General features: G+C 64.3%; 22 protein-coding genes, 1 pseudogene and 1 riboswitch. Of the genes and pseudogenes, 10 read left to right on the top strand and 13 right to left on the bottom strand.

Annotated features, from left to right (window positions below; translation table 11 throughout):
• Positions 1–45: 45 nt before the first annotated feature.
• Together LB529_RS15185 and gloB are read right to left on the bottom strand one after the other, a co-directional pair.
• On the bottom strand, positions 46–492 hold the full coding sequence (locus LB529_RS15185) for a cupin domain-containing protein (protein ID WP_224711513.1): 447 nt from the start codon (positions 490–492) through the stop codon (positions 46–48).
• A gap of 53 nt (positions 493–545) precedes the next feature.
• A complete protein-coding gene (gene gloB / locus LB529_RS15180) occupies positions 546–1,313 on the bottom strand; it encodes a hydroxyacylglutathione hydrolase (protein WP_224609418.1) in 768 nt (255 codons plus the stop codon).
• Between the two features lie 134 nt (positions 1,314–1,447).
• Here gloB and LB529_RS15175 point away from each other — a divergent pair, with 134 nt between their 5' ends.
• The 3 genes from LB529_RS15175 (at position 1,448) to LB529_RS15165 (ending at position 5,022) form a co-directional block, all read left to right on the top strand.
• Complete coding sequence (locus LB529_RS15175) at positions 1,448–2,224, top strand: class I SAM-dependent methyltransferase (protein WP_095767455.1); 777 nt, start codon at positions 1,448–1,450, stop codon at positions 2,222–2,224.
• A 114-nt stretch (positions 2,225–2,338) separates the two neighbouring features.
• A complete protein-coding gene (locus LB529_RS15170; RefSeq protein WP_224711512.1) occupies positions 2,339–4,168 on the top strand; it encodes an ABC transporter ATP-binding protein/permease in 1,830 nt (609 codons plus the stop codon).
• A 53-nt stretch (positions 4,169–4,221) separates the two neighbouring features.
• On the top strand, positions 4,222–5,022 hold the full coding sequence (locus LB529_RS15165) for a DUF1194 domain-containing protein (RefSeq protein ID WP_224711511.1): 801 nt from the start codon (positions 4,222–4,224) through the stop codon (positions 5,020–5,022).
• Positions 5,023–5,036: 14 nt separating this feature from the next.
• Here LB529_RS15165 and LB529_RS15160 read toward each other — a convergent pair whose 3' ends face one another.
• Entirely contained in the window at positions 5,037–5,966 is a 930-nt protein-coding gene (locus LB529_RS15160; RefSeq protein WP_224636936.1) for a glycosyltransferase family 2 protein, read from the bottom strand.
• Between the two features lie 239 nt (positions 5,967–6,205).
• On the opposite strand from LB529_RS15160, the pseudogene LB529_RS15155 reads away from it, so the two are divergent.
• Positions 6,206–6,406: pseudogene (locus tag LB529_RS15155) on the top strand (DUF1330 domain-containing protein); the annotation flags it as partial.
• Position 6,407: 1 nt separating this feature from the next.
• On the opposite strand, the gene LB529_RS15150 reads toward LB529_RS15155, so the two are convergent.
• From LB529_RS15150 to metX, 3 genes are all read right to left on the bottom strand, one after another.
• On the bottom strand, positions 6,408–7,394 hold the full coding sequence (locus tag LB529_RS15150) for a glycosyltransferase (RefSeq protein ID WP_224711510.1): 987 nt from the start codon (positions 7,392–7,394) through the stop codon (positions 6,408–6,410).
• A 60-nt stretch (positions 7,395–7,454) separates the two neighbouring features.
• The gene (gene metW, locus LB529_RS15145; protein ID WP_095767561.1) at positions 7,455–8,069 is read right to left on the bottom strand and encodes a methionine biosynthesis protein MetW; all 615 of its coding nucleotides are present in this window, start codon (positions 8,067–8,069) and stop codon (positions 7,455–7,457) included.
• Between the two features lie 79 nt (positions 8,070–8,148).
• The gene (metX, locus tag LB529_RS15140) at positions 8,149–9,318 is read right to left on the bottom strand and encodes a homoserine O-acetyltransferase MetX (RefSeq protein WP_095767562.1); all 1,170 of its coding nucleotides are present in this window, start codon (positions 9,316–9,318) and stop codon (positions 8,149–8,151) included.
• 96 nt (positions 9,319–9,414) lie between these two features.
• Positions 9,415–9,492: riboswitch (SAM riboswitch) on the bottom strand.
• A 145-nt stretch (positions 9,493–9,637) separates the two neighbouring features.
• Here metX and hisC point away from each other — a divergent pair.
• Both hisC and LB529_RS15130 read left to right on the top strand, forming a co-directional pair.
• Positions 9,638–10,741: a histidinol-phosphate transaminase gene (hisC, locus tag LB529_RS15135; protein ID WP_224711509.1), complete on the top strand. Its 1,104-nt coding sequence runs from the start codon at positions 9,638–9,640 to the stop codon at positions 10,739–10,741.
• 5 nt (positions 10,742–10,746) lie between these two features.
• Positions 10,747–11,682 carry a prephenate/arogenate dehydrogenase family protein gene (locus tag LB529_RS15130; protein ID WP_224711508.1) on the top strand — a complete coding sequence of 312 codons (936 nt, stop codon included), beginning with the start codon at positions 10,747–10,749 and terminating at the stop codon, positions 11,680–11,682.
• A 338-nt stretch (positions 11,683–12,020) separates the two neighbouring features.
• On the opposite strand, the gene LB529_RS15125 is transcribed toward LB529_RS15130, so the two are convergent.
• A complete protein-coding gene (locus LB529_RS15125) occupies positions 12,021–12,953 on the bottom strand; it encodes a sugar kinase (protein ID WP_224711581.1) in 933 nt (310 codons plus the stop codon).
• Positions 12,954–13,042: 89 nt separating this feature from the next.
• Positions 13,043–14,041: a DUF2125 domain-containing protein gene (locus LB529_RS15120; RefSeq protein WP_224711507.1), complete on the bottom strand. Its 999-nt coding sequence runs from the start codon at positions 14,039–14,041 to the stop codon at positions 13,043–13,045.
• 118 nt (positions 14,042–14,159) lie between these two features.
• Between LB529_RS15120 and LB529_RS15115 the strand changes: the two genes are divergently transcribed.
• The 3 genes from LB529_RS15115 (at position 14,160) to LB529_RS15105 (ending at position 16,546) form a co-directional block, all read left to right on the top strand.
• On the top strand, positions 14,160–14,681 hold the full coding sequence (locus LB529_RS15115) for a gamma-glutamylcyclotransferase (protein ID WP_224711506.1): 522 nt from the start codon (positions 14,160–14,162) through the stop codon (positions 14,679–14,681).
• A 212-nt stretch (positions 14,682–14,893) separates the two neighbouring features.
• Positions 14,894–15,841: an aldo/keto reductase gene (locus LB529_RS15110; RefSeq protein WP_224711505.1), complete on the top strand. Its 948-nt coding sequence runs from the start codon at positions 14,894–14,896 to the stop codon at positions 15,839–15,841.
• A gap of 84 nt (positions 15,842–15,925) precedes the next feature.
• On the top strand, positions 15,926–16,546 hold the full coding sequence (locus LB529_RS15105; RefSeq protein WP_224711504.1) for a LysE family translocator: 621 nt from the start codon (positions 15,926–15,928) through the stop codon (positions 16,544–16,546).
• A gap of 4 nt (positions 16,547–16,550) precedes the next feature.
• Here the strand turns inward: LB529_RS15105 and LB529_RS15100 are convergent, their stop codons facing one another.
• Positions 16,551–17,345: a lysophospholipid acyltransferase family protein gene (locus LB529_RS15100; protein ID WP_224711503.1), complete on the bottom strand. Its 795-nt coding sequence runs from the start codon at positions 17,343–17,345 to the stop codon at positions 16,551–16,553.
• 81 nt (positions 17,346–17,426) lie between these two features.
• Positions 17,427–18,329, bottom strand: coding sequence for a LysR family transcriptional regulator (locus LB529_RS15095; protein ID WP_224711502.1), 903 nt, complete (start codon positions 18,327–18,329; stop codon positions 17,427–17,429).
• A gap of 101 nt (positions 18,330–18,430) precedes the next feature.
• Here LB529_RS15095 and LB529_RS15090 point away from each other — a divergent pair, with 101 nt between their 5' ends.
• On the top strand, positions 18,431–19,036 hold the full coding sequence (locus LB529_RS15090; protein ID WP_224527421.1) for a pyridoxamine 5'-phosphate oxidase family protein: 606 nt from the start codon (positions 18,431–18,433) through the stop codon (positions 19,034–19,036).
• 3 nt (positions 19,037–19,039) lie between these two features.
• Here LB529_RS15090 and LB529_RS15085 read toward each other — a convergent pair whose 3' ends face one another.
• From LB529_RS15085 to ftsE, 3 genes are all read right to left on the bottom strand, one after another.
• A complete protein-coding gene (locus LB529_RS15085; RefSeq protein ID WP_411962515.1) occupies positions 19,040–19,714 on the bottom strand; it encodes a YdcF family protein in 675 nt (224 codons plus the stop codon).
• A gap of 211 nt (positions 19,715–19,925) precedes the next feature.
• Complete coding sequence (locus LB529_RS15080; protein ID WP_095767469.1) at positions 19,926–20,912, bottom strand: cell division protein FtsX; 987 nt, start codon at positions 20,910–20,912, stop codon at positions 19,926–19,928.
• Complete coding sequence (ftsE, locus tag LB529_RS15075; protein WP_140632926.1) at positions 20,905–21,564, bottom strand: cell division ATP-binding protein FtsE; 660 nt, start codon at positions 21,562–21,564, stop codon at positions 20,905–20,907. The genes LB529_RS15080 and ftsE overlap by 8 nt, the downstream gene beginning before the upstream one ends.
• Position 21,565: the final 1 nt, after the last annotated feature.

The following is a 21,565-nucleotide window of genomic DNA, read 5'->3' as shown; positions in this document are numbered from 1 at the left end:
CGCCCTATCTCTTTGTTTTTTACGCAATTCCGGACGGAAAACCGCTCACACTTTTCCTGGAATTGCTCTAGCCGGCTGCCAGCCCGGCTCGGCCAGCTCGAAAGCGGCGAAATCGAAACCGGGCGCCACGGTGCAGCCGACCAGCGTCCATTCGCCGAGGCTGCGCGCCGACTGCCACCAGCCGGCCGGCACGACGATCTGCGGCCGCTCGCCGGCGGTAAGGGCCGTGCCAAGCACCTGCTCGATGACGGCGCCTGCGCCTTCCTCATGCATCGACAGCGCCAGTGGCGCTCCGGCATAAAAATGCCAGACCTCGGCCGCGTCCTTCACCCGGTGCCAGGCCGAAAGCTGGCCGTGCTCGAGCAGGAAGTAGATCGCGGTCGAATGACCGCGCGGGCCGCCCGCGGCGTCGCGAAAGGTCTCGGCGTACCAGCCGCCCTCGGGATGCGGCTCGAGGCCTAGCGTTGCGATAATCTCGGCGGCGCTGGTCATTGGCGGCCTTTGCTGCGACGAACGTCGAGCCTTTTGGTCGACATGCGGTGGAACTAAAAATTGTCTTTGCGCTTGCGGATCTCGGCAAACACCTCGGCGTCCGAGGCTTTCTCCATGCCGAGATGCTTGCGGATCGCCGGGTCGTGCCAACGCAGGAACGGGTTGGTCGACAGTTCCTCTCCGATGGTCGTCGGCAATGTCGGCTTGTCGTCGGCGCGCAGCGCTTCGATCCTCGCCGCGCGCTGCTTCAGCGCCGAGTTGGTCGGGTCGACCGTCACCGCGAAACGGGCATTTGCCAAGGTGTATTCGTGGCCGCAATAGATGGCGGTTTGCGCCGGCAGCGCCGCCAGCTTCTTCAAAGAGTCATACATGACCGGCGGCTTGCATTCGAACAGGCGGCCGCAACCCAGCGCAAACAGCGTATCGGCGGTGAAGGCCACTTTCGACGCCGGCAGATAGTAGGAGACGTGGCCGGCGGTATGGCCGGGCGTCTCGATGACCTCGATTCGTTCCTCGCCAAGGAGCACGACCGAGCCTTGGCTGACCGTCTCGTCGATGCCGGGGATCTTCGCCTTCTCCGCTTCCGGGCCGACGATGCGCAATTTGAAGCGTTCCTTCAGCGCCAGATTGGCTTCGACATGATCAGCATGATGGTGCGTGGTGAGGATCAATGTCGGCGTCCAGCCGGTGCGCTTGACCGCCGCCAGGATCGGCGCTTCTTGCGGCGCGTCGATGATCGCCGTCTGTCCGCTTTTCGGATCGTGAACCAGCACGCCGAAATTGTCGGTGCGGCACATGAACTGCTCGATTTCGACCGGCATCGCATGTCTCCCTTTGTCGTCGCAGACATAGGGCGGCCGGCCGCCGATGTCATCCGGGTTTGTTGAACTCGGCGCCTTCGTTGAACTTTCCGCCTTTATTGAACTTGGGCCCCTTCGCGGCTACCGTCGCGCGCATGCATTCGGATATCGTCGACCTGCGTTCCTTCTATTCGACCACGCTCGGGCGCCTGGCCGAGCATTCGATCACCATGGCGCTGTCGTCCGTATGGGCGACCGTTCCCAATGAGCGGCTGGTCGGCCTCGGCTATGCGCTGCCATGGCTGGAACGCTTCGGCACCGATGCCGAGCGCGTCTTCGCCTTCATGCCGGCAACGCAAGGCGCGGTGGTGTGGCCGGTGTCGGGGCCGACGGCGACGGCGCTGGTCTTCGACGAGGAACTGCCGCTGGTCGATTCCTGCATCGACCGCGTGCTTTTGGTGCATTCGCTCGAACATGCCGAAAATCCGCGCGAGACGCTGAACGAGATCTGGCGCGTGCTGTCGCCGGCCGGGCGTGTGGTCATCGTCGTGCCCAACCGGCGCGGCGTCTGGGCGCGGTTCGAGCACACGCCCTTCGGCAACGGCCGGCCGTTCTCGCGCGGCCAGTTGACCGAGCTGCTGCGCGAGGCGAATTTCACCCCGGCGACATGGAGCGATGCGCTGTTCTTCCCGCCGTCGCCGCGGCGTTTCATGATGCGCTTCCACAATGTGCTGGAGAAGGCCGGCCGGCGGTTCTGGCCGATCTTTTCCGGCGTCATCGTCGTCGAGGCGCAGAAGCGGCTCTACCAGGGTGTGCCGGTCGCGCAGCGTGCCTCTCGCCGCGTCTTCGTGCCGGTCTTCTCGCCGCAGGGCGCAACGCGGCTTGGCCGGCGTGCGGCTGACGCCGCGCCTGGCCAAGTGACGCGTTCGTGATCGCCGCGCCTTGCATCGCGCGGCAATCGTCACCCTATCTGAGGCATGCCCGAGCTAAGGCATGCTCGCTCGGCGCGGTATTCATGACCGCAGCGGAAACCAGGAATATCCTTCATGGACGACCAGACCAATAAAAAGCCGGGGCCGCAGAAACCCGTTGTCTCGGTGGAGGCGAGCAGCCTCGCCGACCAGGTGGCGACGATCAAGCTGGGGCTGAAATCCTCGCCGGTGCGCAGGCAACTTGCCTGGGTCTCCGTCGGTATCGTCGCGGTCATCGTCGCAACCTCGGTCGGACAGGTCCTGCTCAATCGCTGGAACCAGCCTTTCTACGATGCGCTGGCCCGGCGCGACATGACGGCCTTCCTACACCAGCTTCTGGTCTTTGCGATGATCGCCGGAGGTCTTCTGGTGCTCAATATCGGCCAGACCTGGCTCAACCAGATGATCCGTCTGAGGCTGCGCGAGGCGCTGACGCTCGACCTGATCGATCAATGGATGCGCCCGGCGCGGGCCTTCCGGCTTGCCAATGCCGGCGCCATCGGCGTCAATCCCGACCAGCGCATGCAGCAAGATGCCGCTCATTTGTCGGATCTGTCGACGGATCTGGGCGTCGGCCTGCTGCAGTCGTTCATTCTGCTTGTCTCCTTTATCGGCGTGCTGTGGGAGCTGTCTTCCGGCTTCGTGTTCCATGTCGGCGGCCGTTCGCTGGAGATACCGGGCTACATGGTCTGGGCCGCGTTCCTCTATGCCGGCATCGCCTCGTGGCTGAGCTGGCTGGTCGGGCGTCCGCTAATCGGCCTCAACAGCGAGCGCTACACCCGCGAGGCGGAGCTGCGCTCCTCCATGGTGCGGGTCAACGAGAATGTCGATGCGATCGCGCTCTATCATGGCGAGCCCGACGCCAGACGCCGGCTCGAGCTCGATCTCGGCACGGTGCTGGGCGCCATGCGGCGCATCTTCACCGCTCAGATCAACCTGGCCTGGGTGACCGACACCTATGGCTGGATAACGGTGGTGGCGCCCATCCTGGTGGCGTCGCCGGTCTATTTCTCGGGCGACATCTCATTCGGCGGGTTGATGATGGCGGTCGGCGCCTTCAACCAGGTTCATTCATCCCTGCGCTGGTTCATCAACAACATCGGCAGTATCGCCGACTGGCGCGCGACGCTGATGCGCGTGGCCGATTTCCGCATCGCGCTCACCGAAACCGACGCGCTGCATGACACGGAAAAACACATCCAGTTCGGCGAAAACGCCAATGGCAGCCTGACCTTCGACACGCTTCAGGTGGCTTCGCCGGAAGGCTGCACCAAGCTTGCCCAGACGGATGTCGAAATCCACGCCGGCGAGCGCGTCATGATCACCGGCGAGCCGGGCGCCGGCAAGACATTGTTCTTCCGCGCCCTTGCCGGCCTGTGGCCGTGGGGAAGCGGCCGGATCGGCCTGCCGGCTGGCGAGACCCCCATCTTCGTGCCGCGCGTGCCCTATTTCCCGGCCGGCACGCTGCGCGAGGTGCTCGATCATCCGAACGGCAAGGCCCCGGCCAGCGATGCCGAGATCGCGGCGGTGCTTGGCGAGGTCGGCCTCGATCCACTGGCAACCACCCTTGATCGTCCCAGGCGATGGGAACGCGAACTCGGCGATGACGAACAACGGGCGCTGGCTTTCGCCAGGCTCGCCTTGCGCAAGCCGAAATGGGTAATCATCGACGAAGCCCTGGATGCGTTCGACGGGCCGACGTTGCGGCGGGTGCTGGCCATGCTGCAGAAGCGCCTGCCCGAAACCGCAATCATCAATATCGGGCGGGGCCAGCACAACACCCAGTTCTTCCCGCGCGCGCTGAATATCGTGAAGGATACCGGCGCACCGGCTTTGAAGCCGGCCCGTGTCCGCGCCGGCGCGATCGAGCCGCCACCCATCGCTGCCCGCCAGGGGAAGAAATAGCTTTATTTTCGCCGCGATCGCCGGGAAAATCCGCCGGGTCGTTCGAGGCTGCCATGCTTGCGATGCTCGGCCTGCTTGTGTGCCTTGCCTGCGCCGAGGCGGCGCCATTGCCGATGCCGGGCAAAGGCGCGCCGGTGGACGTGGAACTTGTGCTTGCCGTCGACATCTCGCAGTCGATGGACCAGCGTGAACTCGCCCTGCAGCGCGCCGGCTATGTCGAAGCGCTACGCCATCCCGACTTCATCAACGCCGTACGCGCGGGTCCAAATGGCCGCATAGCGCTCGCCTATTTCGAATGGGCGGGCGTCGTGCGCGAGGACGGGGCCATTGCCCGGCAGATCATCGACGGCGAGGACAGCGCCAACGCCTTCGCCGACAAGATCGCCACGCGGCCGTTCCGCAGCTTCCGCGGCACCTCGATCTCGGGCGCCCTCGGCTTCGGCGCCGGGCTCCTGGAGAGAACCGGCTTTTCGGCGCCACGCCGCGTCATCGACATATCGGGAGACGGGCCCAACAATACCGGGCTGCCCGTCACCGCAGCCCGTGACGCCGCCGTTGCCAGCGGTGTCGTCATCAACGGCCTGCCTATACTGATCAGTCCGTCGCCGAGTGTCGGCCGTCTCGACCGCTACTACGCCGACTGCGTGACCGGAGGAGCCGGTTCGTTCGTGCTGCCGATCTACGCGGCGTCCGAATTCTCGACCGCCGTCCGCCGCAAGCTGGTCCAGGAAGTCAGCGGCCTGACCAACGCCAGATCCTTCCACGTCGAGGATGCGATGCCGGTCGATTGCCTGCTGGGCGAGCGCCTGCGGCAGCGGTTTTCCGATCCTTATTTCCCGGAACTCGACAGATAGCCGTCGTGGGGTTCTCAGACCGCCCGGGCGCCGTATTTGGCGCGGAACTCATCATAGCAGTCGCGCCGCCAGCGGCGGCCGACGACATAGCCGCGCAAGAGTTCGGCGGGCGAGTAGCCGAGCGACTTGGACGCCCGGTTGGCATGATAGCCCGAAAACGCCTGCGGCAACCTGCCCTTGAGGATATCGGCGATGATCTGGCGCGCTATCATGTAAGGCGGAACGTCGGGATAGCGGTCGGCGATATAAGGATGCTTGTCGATCAGACTGGCATAGGCCTCGACATAGCCATCGCGGCGGCCTGAGATCGAATTCTCCGAATTGTACTTCTTCCAGTCGATGTCCTCGGACAGCAAGGCGCCGCCGCGTTGGGCAAAGCGCAGCAGCAATTCGCGATCCTGCATGCGCGTGATGTCGCTGTCATAGCCGCCGATCGCGAGCAGCGACTCGCGCCTTGCGGTGATCGCCGAGCCGGCAATGAAGATGGTCTGCGAGACCAGGGCGCGCTGCAGCGTGCTCTTGTCGAGGAAGGCGTCGCGATTGATGCATTTGGTGCTGCGGCCGCCTTTCAGCGATACGAACGAGCTGATGAGGACTTCGAGCGAGGAGTTCTGGTCGAAGCGCGCCAGCGTCCGTTCCAGCCGGTCGGGCAGGTAGACATCGTCCGAATCGAGAAACGTCACGACCCGCGCCCGCGCGCGCTCGATGCCCGCATTGCGCGCGGCATTTGCGCCGCGCCATTTGGCGCCGACATAAATCAGCCTCGGGTCGCGGATTTCGGCGAGCGCAGCGGCCGTCCCGTCGGTCGAACCGTCGTCGACCACAATGTGCTCGAAGCGGGTAAGTGTCTGCGCCAGAACGCTTTCCACCGCGCGCACGACCTGGCTGCGACGGTTATGGGTTGGCGTGATCACTGAGATCAGCGGAACGTCCTGGCTCGACATCGGGCTGCCACCACCGGTCGGATCTAGCGTTTGTCGGATGGGTCCGATGGCTATCTTCGTGTCCCACCTCTGATTTGCGGCCGACGCTACAAAAAAACCCCCCTTTGTGTCACGCCAGGCCGGCCGAGAAATGCCGAAATTAGCGGTTTTTCCGCAACATTGCGGTCTGATGGCAACACAACTGGCCTTCCTGTTGATTAGGCGGCCCGCCAACAGGAACCAACGGACGGTTTTGCCCTTGGCCCGGGCACCTGATCGTCATCGAATTCCCCGGCAGGCAGCATATGCGGGACTGGTACAATTCACCGGCCTATCAGGCGATCCTTTCGCTGCGCACCCAGAGCTCGCAGTCCGACGTGATCTTCGTCGACGGCGTCGAGCATCCGCACAAGGCTACGGATGTGCTTGGTTTAACGGCCGACGGCGTGCGCACTGCCTAAATTAGCTGTGCCCGGTATAATCGGGCAAGGTCTCGATCTGGTCGCGAACGATGCCGGCAGCCAGGCCGAAATGGCCGAGAAAGGCAAGGGTGTAGAATGCTAGGCCGAGCGCCAGCGAAAACGGAATCTGCCAGAAAGGCATGCCAGCCTGTGGCGCATGAGCGATCACGCGACGTGTTGTGCGCCACGACATCGTTCCCCAGCGAGAGAACGATTTGGCGATCCGCCGGGCGCGATTAGGGGCATGAAGCGCGACGAACTTCCGATCGGCATCCCTGCCAGTCACCAGAGCGCGCCAACAGAAGAAACGCAAACCGCGCGGCGGGTAGTGGTAAGCGCGCGCGTCGACATTGACGATTTTGTGGCCCTCGCGCCAAAGCTGATGCATCAACAGCGTGCAAGACACCTTGAAACCATTGTGTTCCGGAAAGGGATGACTGGAAATCCAGTCGCGCCGGAAGGCGACATTGTTGGCATTGATGGCTCGCTTCGCCGCAAATCTCTTGTCTCCACGGGCCATCGGGAAGAACCAGATCAAGGCGAAGGTTCGCGAAGAGAAATCATCGTACCAAAGATAGGTATGACCGTTGACGCAGACGGTTTCGTTATCGCGAAAGGGCGTCAGCATAGCTGCGAGCCAACCCTGCTCGGTAACCGTGTCGGAATCCGTGAAAATGACTGCGTTCCCTTCGGCTAAACGCACGCCATTGTTCTTGAGCTCGTAATACCGGCCACCTGGGCAGGCGGCGAAGATCATCTCGGCGGCTTCGCCCAACTGCGGCGCTTCGGCCTTAATGTGGCTTTGCAGGATCGAGGCGTCGGCGTCTGACCCGGCATGCGAGATGATAACCTTCGGTCGCGCAAAGCCTTTTGCGGAAACAGCGGCGATCTCGCGCGCCAGGGCCTTCAATCCCAAACCGATCTCGTCCCAGTCGACGGATCTGGCATTTTCCATTTCAATCACAATCGAATAGGTTGGATGTTCCATTGCCACCGTTCGCACCCATCTCGTAATCGCAGAAAACACAAGGTTCGACCAAAGCTACCGTCATCGCCTCAGCAAAAACACCGCCTGCTGACCAAAAAAATTCCAGAACCACCAGGGCATCGAAAGGCCGATCTTCTGGCCGTTGGCGTCGAGCGCGGTTGCCTTCTCCACGGTCGCGCCGAGTTCCTCGCACAGATTGACGAAGTCGCGGATGGTGCAGAAATGGATGTTGGGCGTGTCGTACCAGGAGTAGGGCAGGTCCTTGGTGACCGGCATCCTGCCCTTGACCAACAGCGAGAAGCGCACGCGCCAGTGGCCGAAATTGGGGAAGGAGACGATGGCGCGGTTGCCGATACGAAGCAGCTCGTCGAGCACCAGCTTCGGGTTGCGGGTCGCCTGCAGGGTCTGTGAGAGCACGACGAAGTCGAAGCCCTTGTCGGGATAGAATTCGAGGTCCTTGTCGGCATCGCCCTGGACGACGGAAAGGCCGCGCGCCACGCATTCGTTGACGCCGCGCTGCGACAGTTCCAGCCCGCGACCGTCGACCTGCTTGGTCTCCTGCAGGAGTTCCAGAAGCAGTCCGTCGCCCGAGCCGACATCGAGGACGCGCGAATTGGCCGGGATGAGATCGGTGACGACCTCGAGGTCGACACGCTGGGCGCGATTGACGCTCATGGCTTCGCCTCCTGCATAGCGCATGATTCCGGTCCGAAAAGTCGGCGACTTTTTGCGTTCGCTGACCTTCGGTTCGGGGTCATAGGCTGAGCCCCCTGGCGCGGGCGGCGGAGGCGATGAAGCCGTTGATGGCCGCGAACAGTTCCGGCTCGTCGAGCAGGAAGGCGTCGTGGCCGCGATCGGTTTCGATCTCGACGAAGGATACGGAAGCGCCCGCCGCGTTCAAGGCATGCACGATCGATCGGCTCTCCTCGGTCGGGAACAGCCAGTCGCTGGTGAAGGAGACCAGGCAAAAACGCGTCTTGGTGCCGGCGAAGGCGTCGGCGAGGCGCCCGCCGTGATCGGCGGCAAGATCGAAATAGTCCATCGCGCGGGTCAGATAGAGGTAGGAATTGGCGTCGAAGCGGTCGACGAAGGTCATGCCCTGATGGCGCAGATAGCTCTCGATCTGGAAATCGGCGTCGAAGCCGAAGGTCAGCGCCTCGCGGTCCTGCAAATTGCGGCCGAACTTGCGGTGGAGCGCGGCTTCCGAAAGGTAGGTGATATGAGCGGCCATGCGCGCGACGGCGAGCCCTTTTTCCGGCCGCTTGCCGAAATCGAGATATTTGCCGCCATGCCAGTCGGGATCGGCCATGACGGCCTGCCGGCCGACTTCATGGAAGGCGATGTTCTGCGAGGAATGGCGGGCGCCGGTGGCGATGGGCAGGACGCAGAACACGCGCTCCGAATGGCTCGCCGCCCATTCCAGAACCTGCATGCCGCCCATCGAGCCGCCAAGGACGCAAAACAGCTTCTCGATGCCGAAATGATCGACCAGCATCGTCTGCGCGCGCACCATGTCGCGTATGGTGATGATCGGCAGGTCGAGCCCGTAGGGCTTGCCGGTCGCCGGGTTTGTGGAGGCCGGACCAGTCGAGCCGAGGCAGCCGCCGACGACATTGGAGCAGATGACGAAGAAACGGTTGGTATCGATGATCCTGCCGGGCCCGATCAGCACTTCCCACCAGCCCGGCTTGCCGGTCACCGGATTGGTGTTGGCGACATGCTGGTCGCCGGTCAGCGCATGGCAGACGAGGATGGCATTGGAACGCGCGTCGTTGAGCGTGCCATAGGTCTGGTAGGCAATCTGGAAGGGCGCAAGAAAGGTGCCGGCGTCGAGCTTCAGCGGCTTGTCGGGGCCGAACCGCAGCACCGGGCTCGACGGATGGTCGGCCTCGTCGTTGGTTCTTGCAGCACGCTGAGCGGCCATGTCCGTCCTCATCCTGTCCCGCATCGGTTTCGTCCCGACGCGGTGTCCGGCCGGCAGCGGACAATAAAAAACCGGCATTGCCGTCGCAAAGCCGGTTACAGGTTGCAAACGGCCCTTTAGCGAGTTGTTTAACGTGGCTGCAAGCCGACCGGCCAAATCACCACGGAGTCTGGCAATCCTTCTAGGACCAGCGCCGCGCTTCGTCAACGGGTGGCCTCCTCGCGACCGGATACGGGTGCCAGCCGGCGGCACTCGACATTCCAGCCCGTGGCCTGTATTTCCGCTGCGGCCTTGAAGGCCTTCTCGACGGATTTGTGACATGAAGCAGGATCAGCCCCGTCCGACGCCCCGCGCGGGCATCATGGACATCGAGGCCTATGTACCGGGAAAAAGCACCGCGCCGGCCGGCGTGGCGAAAGTCTACAAGCTGTCGGCGAACGAAAATCCGCTCGGGCCCTCGCCGAAAGCGATCGAGGCCGCGCGCGAAGTGGCGGCGAAGCTCGATGTCTATCCCGACGGCTCTGCCCGCCGGCTGCGCAAGGCGATCGCCGAGGTGCATGGCCTCAACCCGGCCAACATCATCTGCTCCAACGGCTCCGACGAGATCCTGGGGCTCCTGGCGCAGACCTATCTCGCGCCGGGCGACGAGGCCGTGTTCACCGAGCACGCCTTCATGGTCTACAAAATCTATATCCAGGCGGCGGGCGCCAAGCCGGTGGCGGTGAAGGAGACCGAGGAGCGCGCCGATATCGACGCGATTTTGGCCGCAGTGACGCCGGCGACGCGGATCGTGTTCCTCGCCAATCCCAACAATCCGACGGGCACCTATGTGCCGTTCCAGGAAGTGCGCCGGCTGCACGCAGCATTGCCGAAGAACGTGCTCCTGGTGCTCGACGCGGCCTATGCCGAATATGTGCGGCGCAACGACTACGAGGCCGGCATCGAGCTCGCCGGCAGTTCCGAGAACGTGGTGATGACCCGCACCTTCTCCAAGCTCGGGCTCGGCGGCGCGCGTATCGGCTGGATGTACGGGCCGGCGCATATCGTCGATGCGATCAACCGCGTTCGCGGCCCTTTCAACGTCAACGCTACGGCGATCGAGGCCGGCATCGCCGCGATCCGCGACCGCGCCCATATCGAGCGCAGCGTGGCGCATAACGAGAAATGGCTGGCCTGGCTCAGCGCCGAGCTGACCGGGCTCGGCCTGCGCGTCACGCCGAGCGTCGGCAATTTCGTGCTGATCCATTTCCCCGACGGCGAGAAACATTCGGCGGCGGCCGCGGACGACTATCTGAGCGCGCGCGGCTACATCCTGCGCCGCGTCACCGGCTACGGCTTCCCCAATGCGCTGCGCATGAGCGTCGGCACCGAGGAAGCCAATCGCGGCGTCATCGATGCGCTGAAGACCTTCCTGAAAAGCTAGACACCATGGCATCACCGATGTTCGAGAAAATAGCGCTGGTCGGCATCGGCCTTATCGGCTCGTCGCTCGCCCGCGTCATCCGCCGCGAGGGCCTGGCGCGCCATATCGCCATAGCGACGCGCAGCGCTTCGACGCTCAAACGCGCCGAGGAGTTTGGCCTTGGCGATTCTTACAGCACCGACGCCAGCCAAGCGGTGCGTGACGCCGATCTCGTCATCGTCTCGGTTCCGGTCGGCTCGTCCGGCGAGGTCGCGGCCGAGATCGCGCCTGCGCTGAAGAAGGGCGCCATCCTCACCGATGTCGGCTCGACCAAAGCCTCCGTCATCGCGCAAATGCAGCCGCATGTGCCCGAAGGCGTGCACTTCATCCCCGGACATCCGCTGGCCGGCACGGAAAAGTCCGGACCCGATGCCGGCTTCGCCGATCTCTTCGAGAATCGCTGGTGCATCTTCACGCCGCTGCCGGGCACCGATCCCGCGGCGCTCGAGACGCTTTCGGAATTCTGGCGGCGCTGCGGCTCCAACATCGACACGATGGACCCGCAGCACCACGACATGACGCTCGCGATCGTTTCGCATCTGCCGCATATCATCGCCTACAACATCGTCGGCACGGCGGACGATCTCGAAGCGGTGACTAAGAGCGAAGTCATCAAATATTCCGCTTCCGGCTTCCGCGACTTCACCCGTCTTGCCGCCTCCGACCCGACCATGTGGCGGGACGTGTGCCTGCACAACAAGGACGCGATCCTGGAGATGCTGGCGCGTTTCTCGGAGGATCTGGCCTCACTGCAGCGGGCGATCCGCTGGGGCGACGGCGAGAAGCTGTTCGACCTCTTCACCCGCACCCGCGCAATCCGCCGTTCGATCATCGAGGCCGGCCAGGATATCGATGTGCCGGATTTTGGCCGCCAGGCGGTCGAGCACCCGGCCAAGCCTTAGGCTTTTCCCTCGTTCTCTGGCGTGGATTGACCTGTCAGCCTGGGCAGGCGCATGCGCTGGAGATTGGCCGAAACGCCCATCGCGATCGTCATCCACGGGCTGAGCAAGGAGCGAAGCGACGCGCGCAGACCCGAGCATCCATTCCGTGATTTCCGAGCGCTGTCGCGGTGCAGAATTCTGCTCCGCCGCATTCCATGGCTCAGGTCACGGAATGGATTCCAGGGTCTCCGCGACGCCGCTTCGCGGCTGCTCCGCCCTGGAATGACGAGGTTGAGCGGCTTACGCCAACCCCAGCGTTTGTGCCGATTTCGCGGAAATAGCCGAGATACTATTGCGTTCTAGCCCTGGGGTGGCGGCCAGTGCGCCGCCATCATGGCCAGCGTTTCGGCCCGATCCGGCGCGCCCAGCCGGCCGCCGAAGCGCAGGCATTTGAGCGCCGCGGCGGCGCTGGCAAAGCGCAGGGCTTCCTCCATGGGCATGGCCTCGGCGAGGCCGACGGCGAAGGCGCCGTGGAAGACGTCGCCGGCGGCGAGCGTGTCGATCGCCTTGACCTTCGGCGCCTCGACATGGCGCACGCGCCGAGTCGCGCGGTCGTGCCACCAAGTGCCGGCCGCGCCGCCGGTCACCGCGACAAAGGCATCGGTGCGCGAGGCGAGGTCGGCGCAGGCGCTTTCTGGGTCGAGCGCGTGGCCGCAGACGATACGCGCCGCCGGTTCGGAAGCGACGATGTGCGAGGCCAAGGGCAACAGCCGCTCCAGCACCTCGATCGGCGCGGTGTCGGCGTCCAGGATCGCCGGACGGCCGGTCGATCTGGCCGCGCCCAGAGCCAGCGCCGCGGCGCCCGGCCAGCGGACATCCACCAGCACGGCGTCGAAGGCGGAGAGGTCGGCGAGCGGCAGCGCCTCGGGATCGGCTTGCGCCTTTTTGTCATAGAAGGGGACGATGACGCGCTCGCCATGCGCATCCACCAGGATCGCGGCCAGCGCCGATCGCGCGCCGGGAACACGGCGGATAAGGCTGCAGTCGACGCCTTCGGCCTGAATGTCGGCGATAAGCTGGTCGCCGACCGGATCGTCGCCCGTGCTTGCCCAAAGCGAGACCTCGGCGCCAAGGCGATGTGCGGCGCAGGCGGCGCTCGTCGCCATGCCGGAAGCGATCTGGACGCCGTCGCTGGCGATGAATTTGCCTTGATGCGCGGGCAGCGTTTCGACGCGAAGGATCGTGTCGAGGGTGAAGGCGCCGACGCTGAGCAGTCTGACCGGCTGCGGCATCGTTGCGTTACTCTTCTCAGTCGGCATGATCTCACCCGAAAACCGGTCCCCACTTTTCGCTACGCTGACCTTCGGTTCGGGACCACGCTCTATTCAAGCGGCTTGACCTTGCCGAGCGGGATGAAGCCCAGCGAAGCCTTGCCCTTGACGATCTTGAGCGGCAAGGAGGGTTCCTTGCCAAGCATGGCAATGGCAGCAAAGCCCTGCTCGATCTCGTTTTTGTGTTCCGGCATGGCGCCGCCGAGGATGGCCGCCACCGCCTTGGGATCATTGAGCTTGATCGTCAGGTCCCCGTTGACCAGCCCTTCCGCGTCGACGGAGACCGGTCCGGACACGATGATGCGCGCCGTGCCCGACGACAGGTCGAGCTTAGCGATCTCGATCGACTGGCCGCGCAGGCTCTTCGGGGGCGCTGGGATCAGCGCCACGCCGTTCTTCAGCGTCACGTCGCCACTGCCGTCCAGCGCCGGCAGCACGCGTCCGTCGATGGCATCCGCGTTGATCTCCAGGTCGCCGAAGCTGCCGACATAATTGATGTCCTGGCCGGCCGGCTGCAATTGGCCGGCCGCCTTGCCGGCGCTGAACAATTGCATCGGATCCGTGTCGTCCTGCGGGTCGGTCTGAGCGTTCAGGCCTTCAGCCTGCACGGAAACGCTCCTTGGCAACGGCCACCACACTTTGACATTGGCCTGCAACCGGTCCCAGTCGATCCAGAGCGGCGGCATGCCGGGCGCCATCATCCTAAGCGGCCCGCGCAGGTCGGCGACCGGCGACAGGGGTCCGGCGATCCCGGCGACGGCGTTGAAGCTGCCGGTGGAGGCGGCGACCTTCCGGGCGTCGTCTTCATAGGCGAGGTTGTCGCAGGAAACCGTGAAGCTCATCGGGTAGCCGCTGACGGCGAGGTTGGCGCAGCCGGCGGCGATGCCTTTGCTGCCCAGTCTCGCCACCGCCTGATCTGCCTCGGTCTTGAGCCTGTCGGCGAGATAGAACCAGCCGCCGCTATAGGCGGCGAACAGCACGACAAGGAGCGCGGCAAGCCAGAACAGCCGGCGGCGAAGTTTGGGCGATCGCTCGTCACTTGACGTCATGCTGCGGCTCTCGTTAACCCGGCGAGCGGGCATTTACCAATATGCAAACAAGCGGGGGCCAGAAGAAGCACCTCGGCGGTGCGGTGTCGTTCACTCGAATGCGATCAGGCTTGGCGATATGGGCGATTTTTGGGTTTTTGGCTATGGGTCGCTGATCTGGCGGCCCGGATTTGCCCATGTCGAGACGCGCCGCGCCCGGCTTTACGGCTATCGCCGCTCGCTTTGCGTCTATTCATTCGTGCATCGCGGTACGCGCGCGCGGCCGGGCCTGGTGCTCGGCCTGGACCGGGGCGGCTCCTGCATCGGCCTCGCTTACCGTGTTCCCGGCAATCTGCGCGACGAGGTGCTTTCCTATCTACGCGAACGGGAATTGGTGACCAGCGTCTATCTCGAACGCATTCTCGATGTCCGGCTCGGTGGCGGAGGCGCGGTCGAGGCGGTCGCCTACACCGTCGACCGCCAGCATGAGCAGTATGCCGGCGCGCTCGACGCCGATCATGCGGCCAGGATCGTTCGCGGCGCGGTCGGCCAATCCGGGCGAAACGAGGACTATCTCTTGAGCACACTTGAGCATCTCGAGGCGCTCGGCATCCGCGATCACTGGCTGGAGGAGGTGGGCCGTCGGGTCGCGTCTTCGTGAAGCGCATTTTCGGCGAAATAATTTCGCCTCCAATGCTCTATCTCTTTGTTTTTACGCAATTCCAGACGCAAAACCGCGACGCACTTTTGCTGGAATTGCTCTGGTCCGATCAAAAAACAAAACCATGCCTTTGACCTCGCCCGGCCGCGACCTAGCTTAGCGGCATCCCATCCTTGGGCTTCAGGCCCGTTCCAGCATCACGGAGATCAGTCTTGCAGAAACGCCGTCTCGGTCGCACCGACCTTTCCATCGCGCCGCTGGTCCTGGGCGGCAACGTCTTCGGCTGGACCGCTGATGAGAAGACCTCCTTCGACCTGCTCGACCGGTTCATCGCTGCCGGCTTTAACGCCATCGATACGGCCGATGCCTATTCGCGCTGGGTTCCCGGCAACAAGGGCGGCGAATCGGAAACGATCATCGGCAACTGGATGAAGAGCCGCGGCAACCGCGATCAGGTCATCGTCATCACCAAGGTTGGTTCGGACATGGGCCAGGGCAAGCGCGACCTCTCCGCTGCCTATATCGAAAAGGCGGTCGACGCTTCACTGAAGCGGCTGCAAACCGATATCATCGACCTCTATCTGTCGCACTGGCCGGATCCGGCCACGCCTTACGAGGAAACGCTCGGTGCCTATCAGCGGCTGCTCGAAAAGGGCAAGATCCGCTATCCCGGCTGCTCCAATCTCGATGCCGGCCAGCTGCGAGCCGCGCTCGACGTCGCGAGCCTGCGCAGCCTGCCACGTTACGAGGTGCTGCAGCCAGAATACAATTTGTACGACCGCTCGTCGCTCGACGGACCGCTGCTCGACCTCTGTAAGGCAGAGGATATCGGCGTCATCACCTATTTCAGCCTCGCTAAGGGATTCCTGAGCGGCAAATACCGCAGCAAGGCCGATCTCGGCCAGAGCGCGCGCGGCGAAGACGTCGCCGAATATCTCAACGAGCGTGGCATGCGCATCCTTTCCGCGCTCGACGCCGTGGCCGAGCGCCATTCGGCCAAGCAGGCGGAAGTGGCGCTGGCCTGGATCATCGCGCGGCCGGGCGTCACTGCGCCGATCGCCAGCGCCACCACGCCGGCCCAGATGGACAGCCTGATCCGCGCCGCGTCGCTCAAGCTTTCGGCGGACGACGTCGCGGCATTGGACCGGGCCAGCGCCTGACAGCGCACTGCGCACGATCGTCCAAGACGGTCATGACAAAACCTGCATAAGTCCTGTCGCATAGCGGCGGCAGGAGGGTTCGGCATGGCCGATGGCATCTTGAACGAGGCGCAAACCTGGCAGCAAGTGCTGGCGCTGGTCCTGGCGGCGACGGTCGTCATGGGCAGCCCGGGACCGGCGACGATCAGCGTGACCGCCGTCGGCGCGGCTTTCGGTCTGCGTCCTTCCCTGGGTTACACCTCTGGCGTGGTGCTCGGCACGATCGCCGTGCTTCTGGCGGTGGCGGGCGGGATTTTCGGCATGCTGACCTCGGTGCCGGGAGTGGCGCCGGTGCTGGCGGTCGCCTCGGCAGGCTACATCCTTTATCTCGCCTTCAAAATAGCGACAGCGCCTCCATTGGCGGAGCGCGGGAGCACGGGGACGAAGCCCGATTTTCTCGGCGGCTTCATGCTCGCCGTCGCCAATCCAAAAGCCTATGTGGCGATCGCAGCGGTTTTCGCCGGCGCCGCATCGCAGGCCGATGCGCTGGGCGTCTCCACCAGGCTGCTGGTGCTTGCCGCGATGATCGTCGCCATCCACGTCGTGTGGCTGCTTGCCGGAACGGCGTTCGCACGCGTCCTGCGCCTTCCGCTGGCCTCGCGGATCATCAACCTGGTGTTTGCCGCCACGCTGGTGCTGACGACTCTGCTGGCGGTGCTGCGGTAGCCGATCAGGTCTTCGCGGTTACGCCGAGTTCCGCCAGCCGCTTCACCGCCGTCGGCGGCATCGGCGGCGGGTTCGGCGCCTGCGCCGCTTCGATAAGCATCTGGTCGCAGGCCGCCTCGGTCTCGCCGATCAGCCGCTGCATGAATTCCTCCTTCTGGAGGCCCGGCGGGATCGGCGGCAGGAAGCGGGCCTTGATGGTGCCGGGATAGCGCAGGAACTTGCGGCGCGGCCAGTAGAGACCGGCAACATGGGCAACCGGCACGACGGGAACGCCGAGCTGCGTGTAAAGCTCGACGATACCGTATTTGTAAGACGGCTCGGCGCCCGGCGGGCGACGGGTGCCTTCGGGATAAATGATGAGCTGGCGCGGATTGCGGTTCATCTCCTCCCTGGTGGCGACGACGACCGCCTTCAGCGCTTTCGAACGGTTGCCTCGGTCGACCGGGATCATGCGCATCTTCAAGATGTACCAGCCGAAAAAGGGGATCCAGGTCAGTTCGCGCTTCAGGATGTAGAGCGCGTCATCGAGATAGGGGAAGAAGGCGATCGCGTCCCAGAAGGATTGATGCTTCGGCGCCAGGATGAAGGAGCCATCGGGCAGGTTCTCGACACCCGTGATCTCGCTCTTCGTCGCGGCGATCTTGTCATAGAGCCACATCGAGGTGCGCGACCAGAATTTCGGCACGAACCAGGCGCGGTGGCGCGGCGACAGGAAATAGAAAGGCGTCCAGAAGATCATCTGGACGATCAGGCTGAGATAGAAGACGAAGTTGAACGCCAGCGAGCGGATGATGAGCATGCAAGGGGCCCGTGAGGAAGTGTGCGTTGGTTACACCAAGCGGCGGCAAAAAGGAAACGCCGCCATTGTCGAATGGTGCCGCTAGAGTGACCGAGCCAGCCGTTCCTTGAGACGCGGCGCGGCGAAATCGAGGAAGGCGCGCAGCTTTACCGGTAGCCGGCCCTGGCCGGCATGGACGAGGCTCACCGGCCAGGGCGGCGGTTCGAAGGCCTGCAGCACCAGCCGCAGCGCGCCGGCGCGCACCGCGGCATCCGCCTGGTAGGAGAGCACTTTCGTCAGGCCGAGCCCGGCAATCGCGGCATCAATGGCCGCTTCGGCGGTGTTGACTTGCAGGCGCGAGCGAACAGGGATTGTCGTTTCCGTCTTGCCGGTTCCGAAGCTCCATGCCGCGGGAGCGGCGAGACCTTCGAAGGTGACACAGTCGTGGCCGGCAAGGTCTTGCGGGGTCGTCGGCGTGCCATGCAAGGCGAGATAGGCGGGGCTTGCGCAGACGATACGGCGGATCGAGCCGACGCGGATCGCAACCATCGCCGAATCCGGCAGCTCGCCGATGCGCAGGGCGAGATCGATATGCTCCTCGACCAGTTGGGTGATCCGGTCCGACAGGGTCAAGTGGACATCCACTCGCGGGTAGACGGCGAGAAAGTCGGCGATCACCGGCAGCACATGCAGGCGGCCGAACACGACCGGCGCCGTGATGACCAGCTCGCCGGTTGGGCTCGAATATTCGCCGGCAGCATCGCGCTCGGCCTCGCCCACCTCGTCGAGGATGCGACGGCAGGCGGCAAGATAGGACTGGCCGGCATCGGTCAGCGTCAGGCGCCGCGTCGAGCGGTTGAGCAGACGCGTCCCCAAATGCTTCTCCAGTTCGGAAAGCTTGCGGCTCACCGTCGGCAGCGGCACGCCGGCGCGCTTGGCTGCAGCGGAAAGGCTGCCGGCCTCCACCGTGGCAACGAACAGGGACATAGCGTTGAGGCGGTCCATTATTCTTCCGAAATATGGAAAGATAGATTGCAAACATGCTCTCTACATCCGGTTTTCGGAAGAGCCTAACTGATGTGCGATCCTGTCCGCGGAGCGCCAGCATGAATGAATTCACCAGCGACGTTGCCTTCACGCCTACCGTCAAGGCCATCCAGTCCCGCAAGGGGTCGCGCAATTCCTATGCGCGTGTAGAGCAGCACGGCGGCTGGCGGGCAACGATCGCTCCGGATCTTGCCGCCTTCATCGAAGCACAGACCAGCGTGTTCCTGGCGACGGCCAACGCCGAAGGCCAGCCCTACATCCAGCATCGCGGTGGGCCGGCCGGTTTCCTCAAGGTGCTGGACGAGCACATGATCGGCTTTGCGGACTTTTCCGGCAATCGGCAGTTCATCACCCAGGGCAATCTCGAGGACAATGACCAGGCCTTCCTGTTCCTGATCGACTATATGCTCCGGCAGCGCATCAAGATCTGGGGCAGGGCGCGCGTCGTCGAGAATGACCCGGAGCTGACGGCGAAGCTGATGCCCGCGGACTACAAGGCGCGGCCGGAGCAGGCGATCCTGTTCACGGTCTCCGCCTGGGATGCCAATTGCCCGCAGCACATCCCGCAGCGCTTCGAGGCGGCGGATGTCGCGGCCGCACTTGCCGAGCGCGACCGGCGCATCGCCGGCCTGGAGCAGGAGATTGCGCGCCTGCGCGGCGGCTGACGTTTAATTCTTCACCACGGTCGAGGCCTCCGCCAGTGTGACGCCCTCGGGCGTCGTGCGCAGCGGCAGGAAGCCGCGCGCCAGAGACAGCACATATTTGCTGTATTCGGTGAGCAGCACACGCAGGGCCTCCGGCTTGGTCAGCCAGCTGCCGTTGCCGAGATTGGTATTGACCACCGGATAGGGCTCCAGGCGCGCGCCATGCAGCAGCCGGCCCATCTCAAGCAGGCTGCGCGGCATGTGGTAATTGTTGGTGACGATGATGATGCTGCCATAGGCGTGGTTTTCCACCCATTTGGCGCTTTCCTCGGCATTGCCGATGGTGTCGAGCGCGGCGCGGTCGATATCGACGCAACAGGAAAAGAGCTGCTTGTCGCCGCCCATCGCCGCCTGCAGCTGGCGCTTGGTTGCCGACGGATGGACGCCGCTGATCAGCAGCCGTTCGCCCTTGCCGGAGGCCAACAGGTCCATCGCCGCGTCGAGCCGCGACTGCCCGCCGGTGAGCACGATGATGGCGTCGGCCCTGGCCGGATTGGCCGGAGTCGTCATATGGCTGACCTTGTCGGCAAACCAGCCGAAGCCGCCGGCAAAAAGCACCAGCGCGGCCAGAACCACGAAACCGCAGACGCGCAAGGCGAGCCGCAGGCGACCAAGCCCGGCGGGGACCGCGCTGCGCATACGCATCGCCGGCATCCGTCCAGCCGTCTCGATCGAATCCCGCGCTTCCATCATCCCCAGGTTAATCCTGAAAGCCTCTAATGGTTAACTCCGAAATGCGGCCGTTGATAGGTGAGACGGCGCACATTGCGTTACGGCAGGTATCCCGCGTGTGATCATTGTCTTGTTTGTTTATAGCGCTTTGCGCCGGTTTCCGGATTGATCTCATGGGTCAGCCCGCATCCGGCTGGCGAACGTCGATGTCGCTGAGATAGGCGACGACGGTCGCATGCGAGGTGGCCGCGGTCAGCGCGCCGATCACCAGCACCATCAGACCGACGCCGAAATAGCCGGCTGAGCCGATGGCGAAATTGCCGAACAAAGCGGTTGCCTGGTCGGCCTGGGGCGTCGCCATGTTGCGCGACGACCACCAGGAAAAGACGATGAAGACGGCGATCGCCAGGGCGCCGCCGGCGGCCGCGCCCTTCATGCCGGTGACCAGGAAATGCCAGCGGAATTCGCGCGCGATGAAGCGCGCCTCGGCGCCGACGAAATGCAGCACCTCGATGATGTGGCCGTTGCCGGCCATGGCGCCGCGCGTGGCGAACACCACCGTCAGCACGGTTGCCGACAGCATCAGCACCAGAACGGCAATGCCGATCGTCACGGTCGTGCGCGCCATGGCGACCAGCCGGTCGACCCAGGTGCGGTGATCGTCGAGTGCCGCGGTCGGTATTTTCGGCGTGATGGCGGCGCGCATGGCGGCAAAATCGGGCGGGCTGGCCTCGTCGATGGTGACGATGATGAGGCGCGGCACCGGCAGCTCGTCAATGTTGAGGCCGCTGCCCAGCCACGGTTCCAGAAGACGCGCGGTCGCGTCGCGGTCGATGATCTTGGTGCCCTTCACGCCGGGGAACTCGCTGGCGATCTGCGAGGCCTGCGCAAGGGCCGCCTCCATGTCCAAACCGTCGGCCGGCTTGATCTGGATCGTCGCCTCGCGCGATATCTGGTTCTCCCAGACGGAGGCGGTATCGCGCACCAGCGTCACGGCGCCGAAGGTGAGACAGGACAGGAAGGTCATGATGGCGATGACCAGCACCAGCGCCCGTCCAGCGATGTTCTGCGCCGGCACGATCGGCGCCGTCTTGCGCTGGACACGCCGGACCGTCGTCTTCTCGAGCGTTTCGTGCTGGAGGTGATCGGCCGGAAGGTCAGTCATAAACGTCCAACCTTCCACCGGCCAGGATCATGCGACGCGCATCGACCTGTTCCATCAGGCCGAGGTCGTGGGTGGCGATCACCACGGCGGTGCCCAGCCGGTTAAGCTCGATGAACAGTCTTAGCAGCCTGCGCGCCAGCGGCGGATCGACATTGCCGGTCGGCTCGTCGGCAAGCAGGATCTCCGGCTGTTCGATCAAGGCCCGGGCGATCGCGGCGCGCTGCTTCTCGCCGCCCGACAGCACCGGCGGCAGCACATGCATGCGGTCGCCGAGCCCGACCCATTTCAGCAGCTCGGTGACGTCGGTGCGGTAGGTCGCCTCCTCGCGCCCGCGCACGCGCAAGGGCAGGGCGACATTCTCGTAGGTCGTCATGTGGTCGAGCAGGCGGAAATCCTGGAACACCACGCCGATGCGGCGGCGCAGCAGCGGCAGCTCGCCGCGCGATATGCGCGAGCGGTCCTTGCCGAAGATGGTGATCAGGCCGCGCGTCGGCTTCAGCGACATGAACAAAAGGCGCAGCAAGGTCGTCTTGCCGGCGCCCGAAGGGCCGCTCAGGAACTGGAAGGAGCGCTCCGGAATGTGCAGGGAGATATCGCGGAGGATCTCCGGACCCATGCCATAGCGGAGGCCGACATTTTCGAAGCGGATCACG

This window comes from Mesorhizobium sp. CA5 (genome assembly GCF_020165105.1).
GTDB lineage: Bacteria > Pseudomonadota > Alphaproteobacteria > Rhizobiales > Rhizobiaceae > Mesorhizobium.
Note: the sequence above shows the minus strand (reverse complement) of the source record. Positions and strands in the feature narration are given on the sequence as shown.

Bases quoted from the DNA above. Each gene is read 5' to 3' on its own strand.
- LB529_RS15185 (WP_224711513.1), bottom strand. From the start codon at position 492: ATGACCAGCGCCGCCGAGATTATCGCAACGCTAGGCCTCGAGCCGCAT.
- gloB (WP_224609418.1), bottom strand. From the start codon at position 1,313: ATGCCGGTCGAAATCGAGCAGTTCATGTGCCGCACCGACAATTTCGGC.
- LB529_RS15175 (WP_095767455.1), top strand. From the start codon at position 1,448: ATGCATTCGGATATCGTCGACCTGCGTTCCTTCTATTCGACCACGCTC.
- LB529_RS15170 (WP_224711512.1), top strand. From the start codon at position 2,339: ATGGACGACCAGACCAATAAAAAGCCGGGGCCGCAGAAACCCGTTGTC.
- LB529_RS15165 (WP_224711511.1), top strand. From the start codon at position 4,222: ATGCTTGCGATGCTCGGCCTGCTTGTGTGCCTTGCCTGCGCCGAGGCG.
- LB529_RS15160 (WP_224636936.1), bottom strand. From the start codon at position 5,966: ATGTCGAGCCAGGACGTTCCGCTGATCTCAGTGATCACGCCAACCCAT.
- LB529_RS15150 (WP_224711510.1), bottom strand. From the start codon at position 7,394: ATGGAACATCCAACCTATTCGATTGTGATTGAAATGGAAAATGCCAGA.
- metW (WP_095767561.1), bottom strand. From the start codon at position 8,069: ATGAGCGTCAATCGCGCCCAGCGTGTCGACCTCGAGGTCGTCACCGAT.
- metX (WP_095767562.1), bottom strand. From the start codon at position 9,318: ATGGCCGCTCAGCGTGCTGCAAGAACCAACGACGAGGCCGACCATCCG.
- hisC (WP_224711509.1), top strand. From the start codon at position 9,638: ATGAAGCAGGATCAGCCCCGTCCGACGCCCCGCGCGGGCATCATGGAC.
- LB529_RS15130 (WP_224711508.1), top strand. From the start codon at position 10,747: ATGGCATCACCGATGTTCGAGAAAATAGCGCTGGTCGGCATCGGCCTT.
- LB529_RS15125 (WP_224711581.1), bottom strand. From the start codon at position 12,953: ATGCCGCAGCCGGTCAGACTGCTCAGCGTCGGCGCCTTCACCCTCGAC.
- LB529_RS15120 (WP_224711507.1), bottom strand. From the start codon at position 14,041: ATGACGTCAAGTGACGAGCGATCGCCCAAACTTCGCCGCCGGCTGTTC.
- LB529_RS15115 (WP_224711506.1), top strand. From the start codon at position 14,160: ATGGGCGATTTTTGGGTTTTTGGCTATGGGTCGCTGATCTGGCGGCCC.
- LB529_RS15105 (WP_224711504.1), top strand. From the start codon at position 15,926: ATGGCCGATGGCATCTTGAACGAGGCGCAAACCTGGCAGCAAGTGCTG.
- LB529_RS15100 (WP_224711503.1), bottom strand. From the start codon at position 17,345: ATGCTCATCATCCGCTCGCTGGCGTTCAACTTCGTCTTCTATCTCAGC.
- LB529_RS15095 (WP_224711502.1), bottom strand. From the start codon at position 18,329: ATGGACCGCCTCAACGCTATGTCCCTGTTCGTTGCCACGGTGGAGGCC.
- LB529_RS15090 (WP_224527421.1), top strand. From the start codon at position 18,431: ATGAATGAATTCACCAGCGACGTTGCCTTCACGCCTACCGTCAAGGCC.
- LB529_RS15085 (WP_411962515.1), bottom strand. From the start codon at position 19,714: ATGCGCAGCGCGGTCCCCGCCGGGCTTGGTCGCCTGCGGCTCGCCTTG.
- LB529_RS15080 (WP_095767469.1), bottom strand. From the start codon at position 20,912: ATGACTGACCTTCCGGCCGATCACCTCCAGCACGAAACGCTCGAGAAG.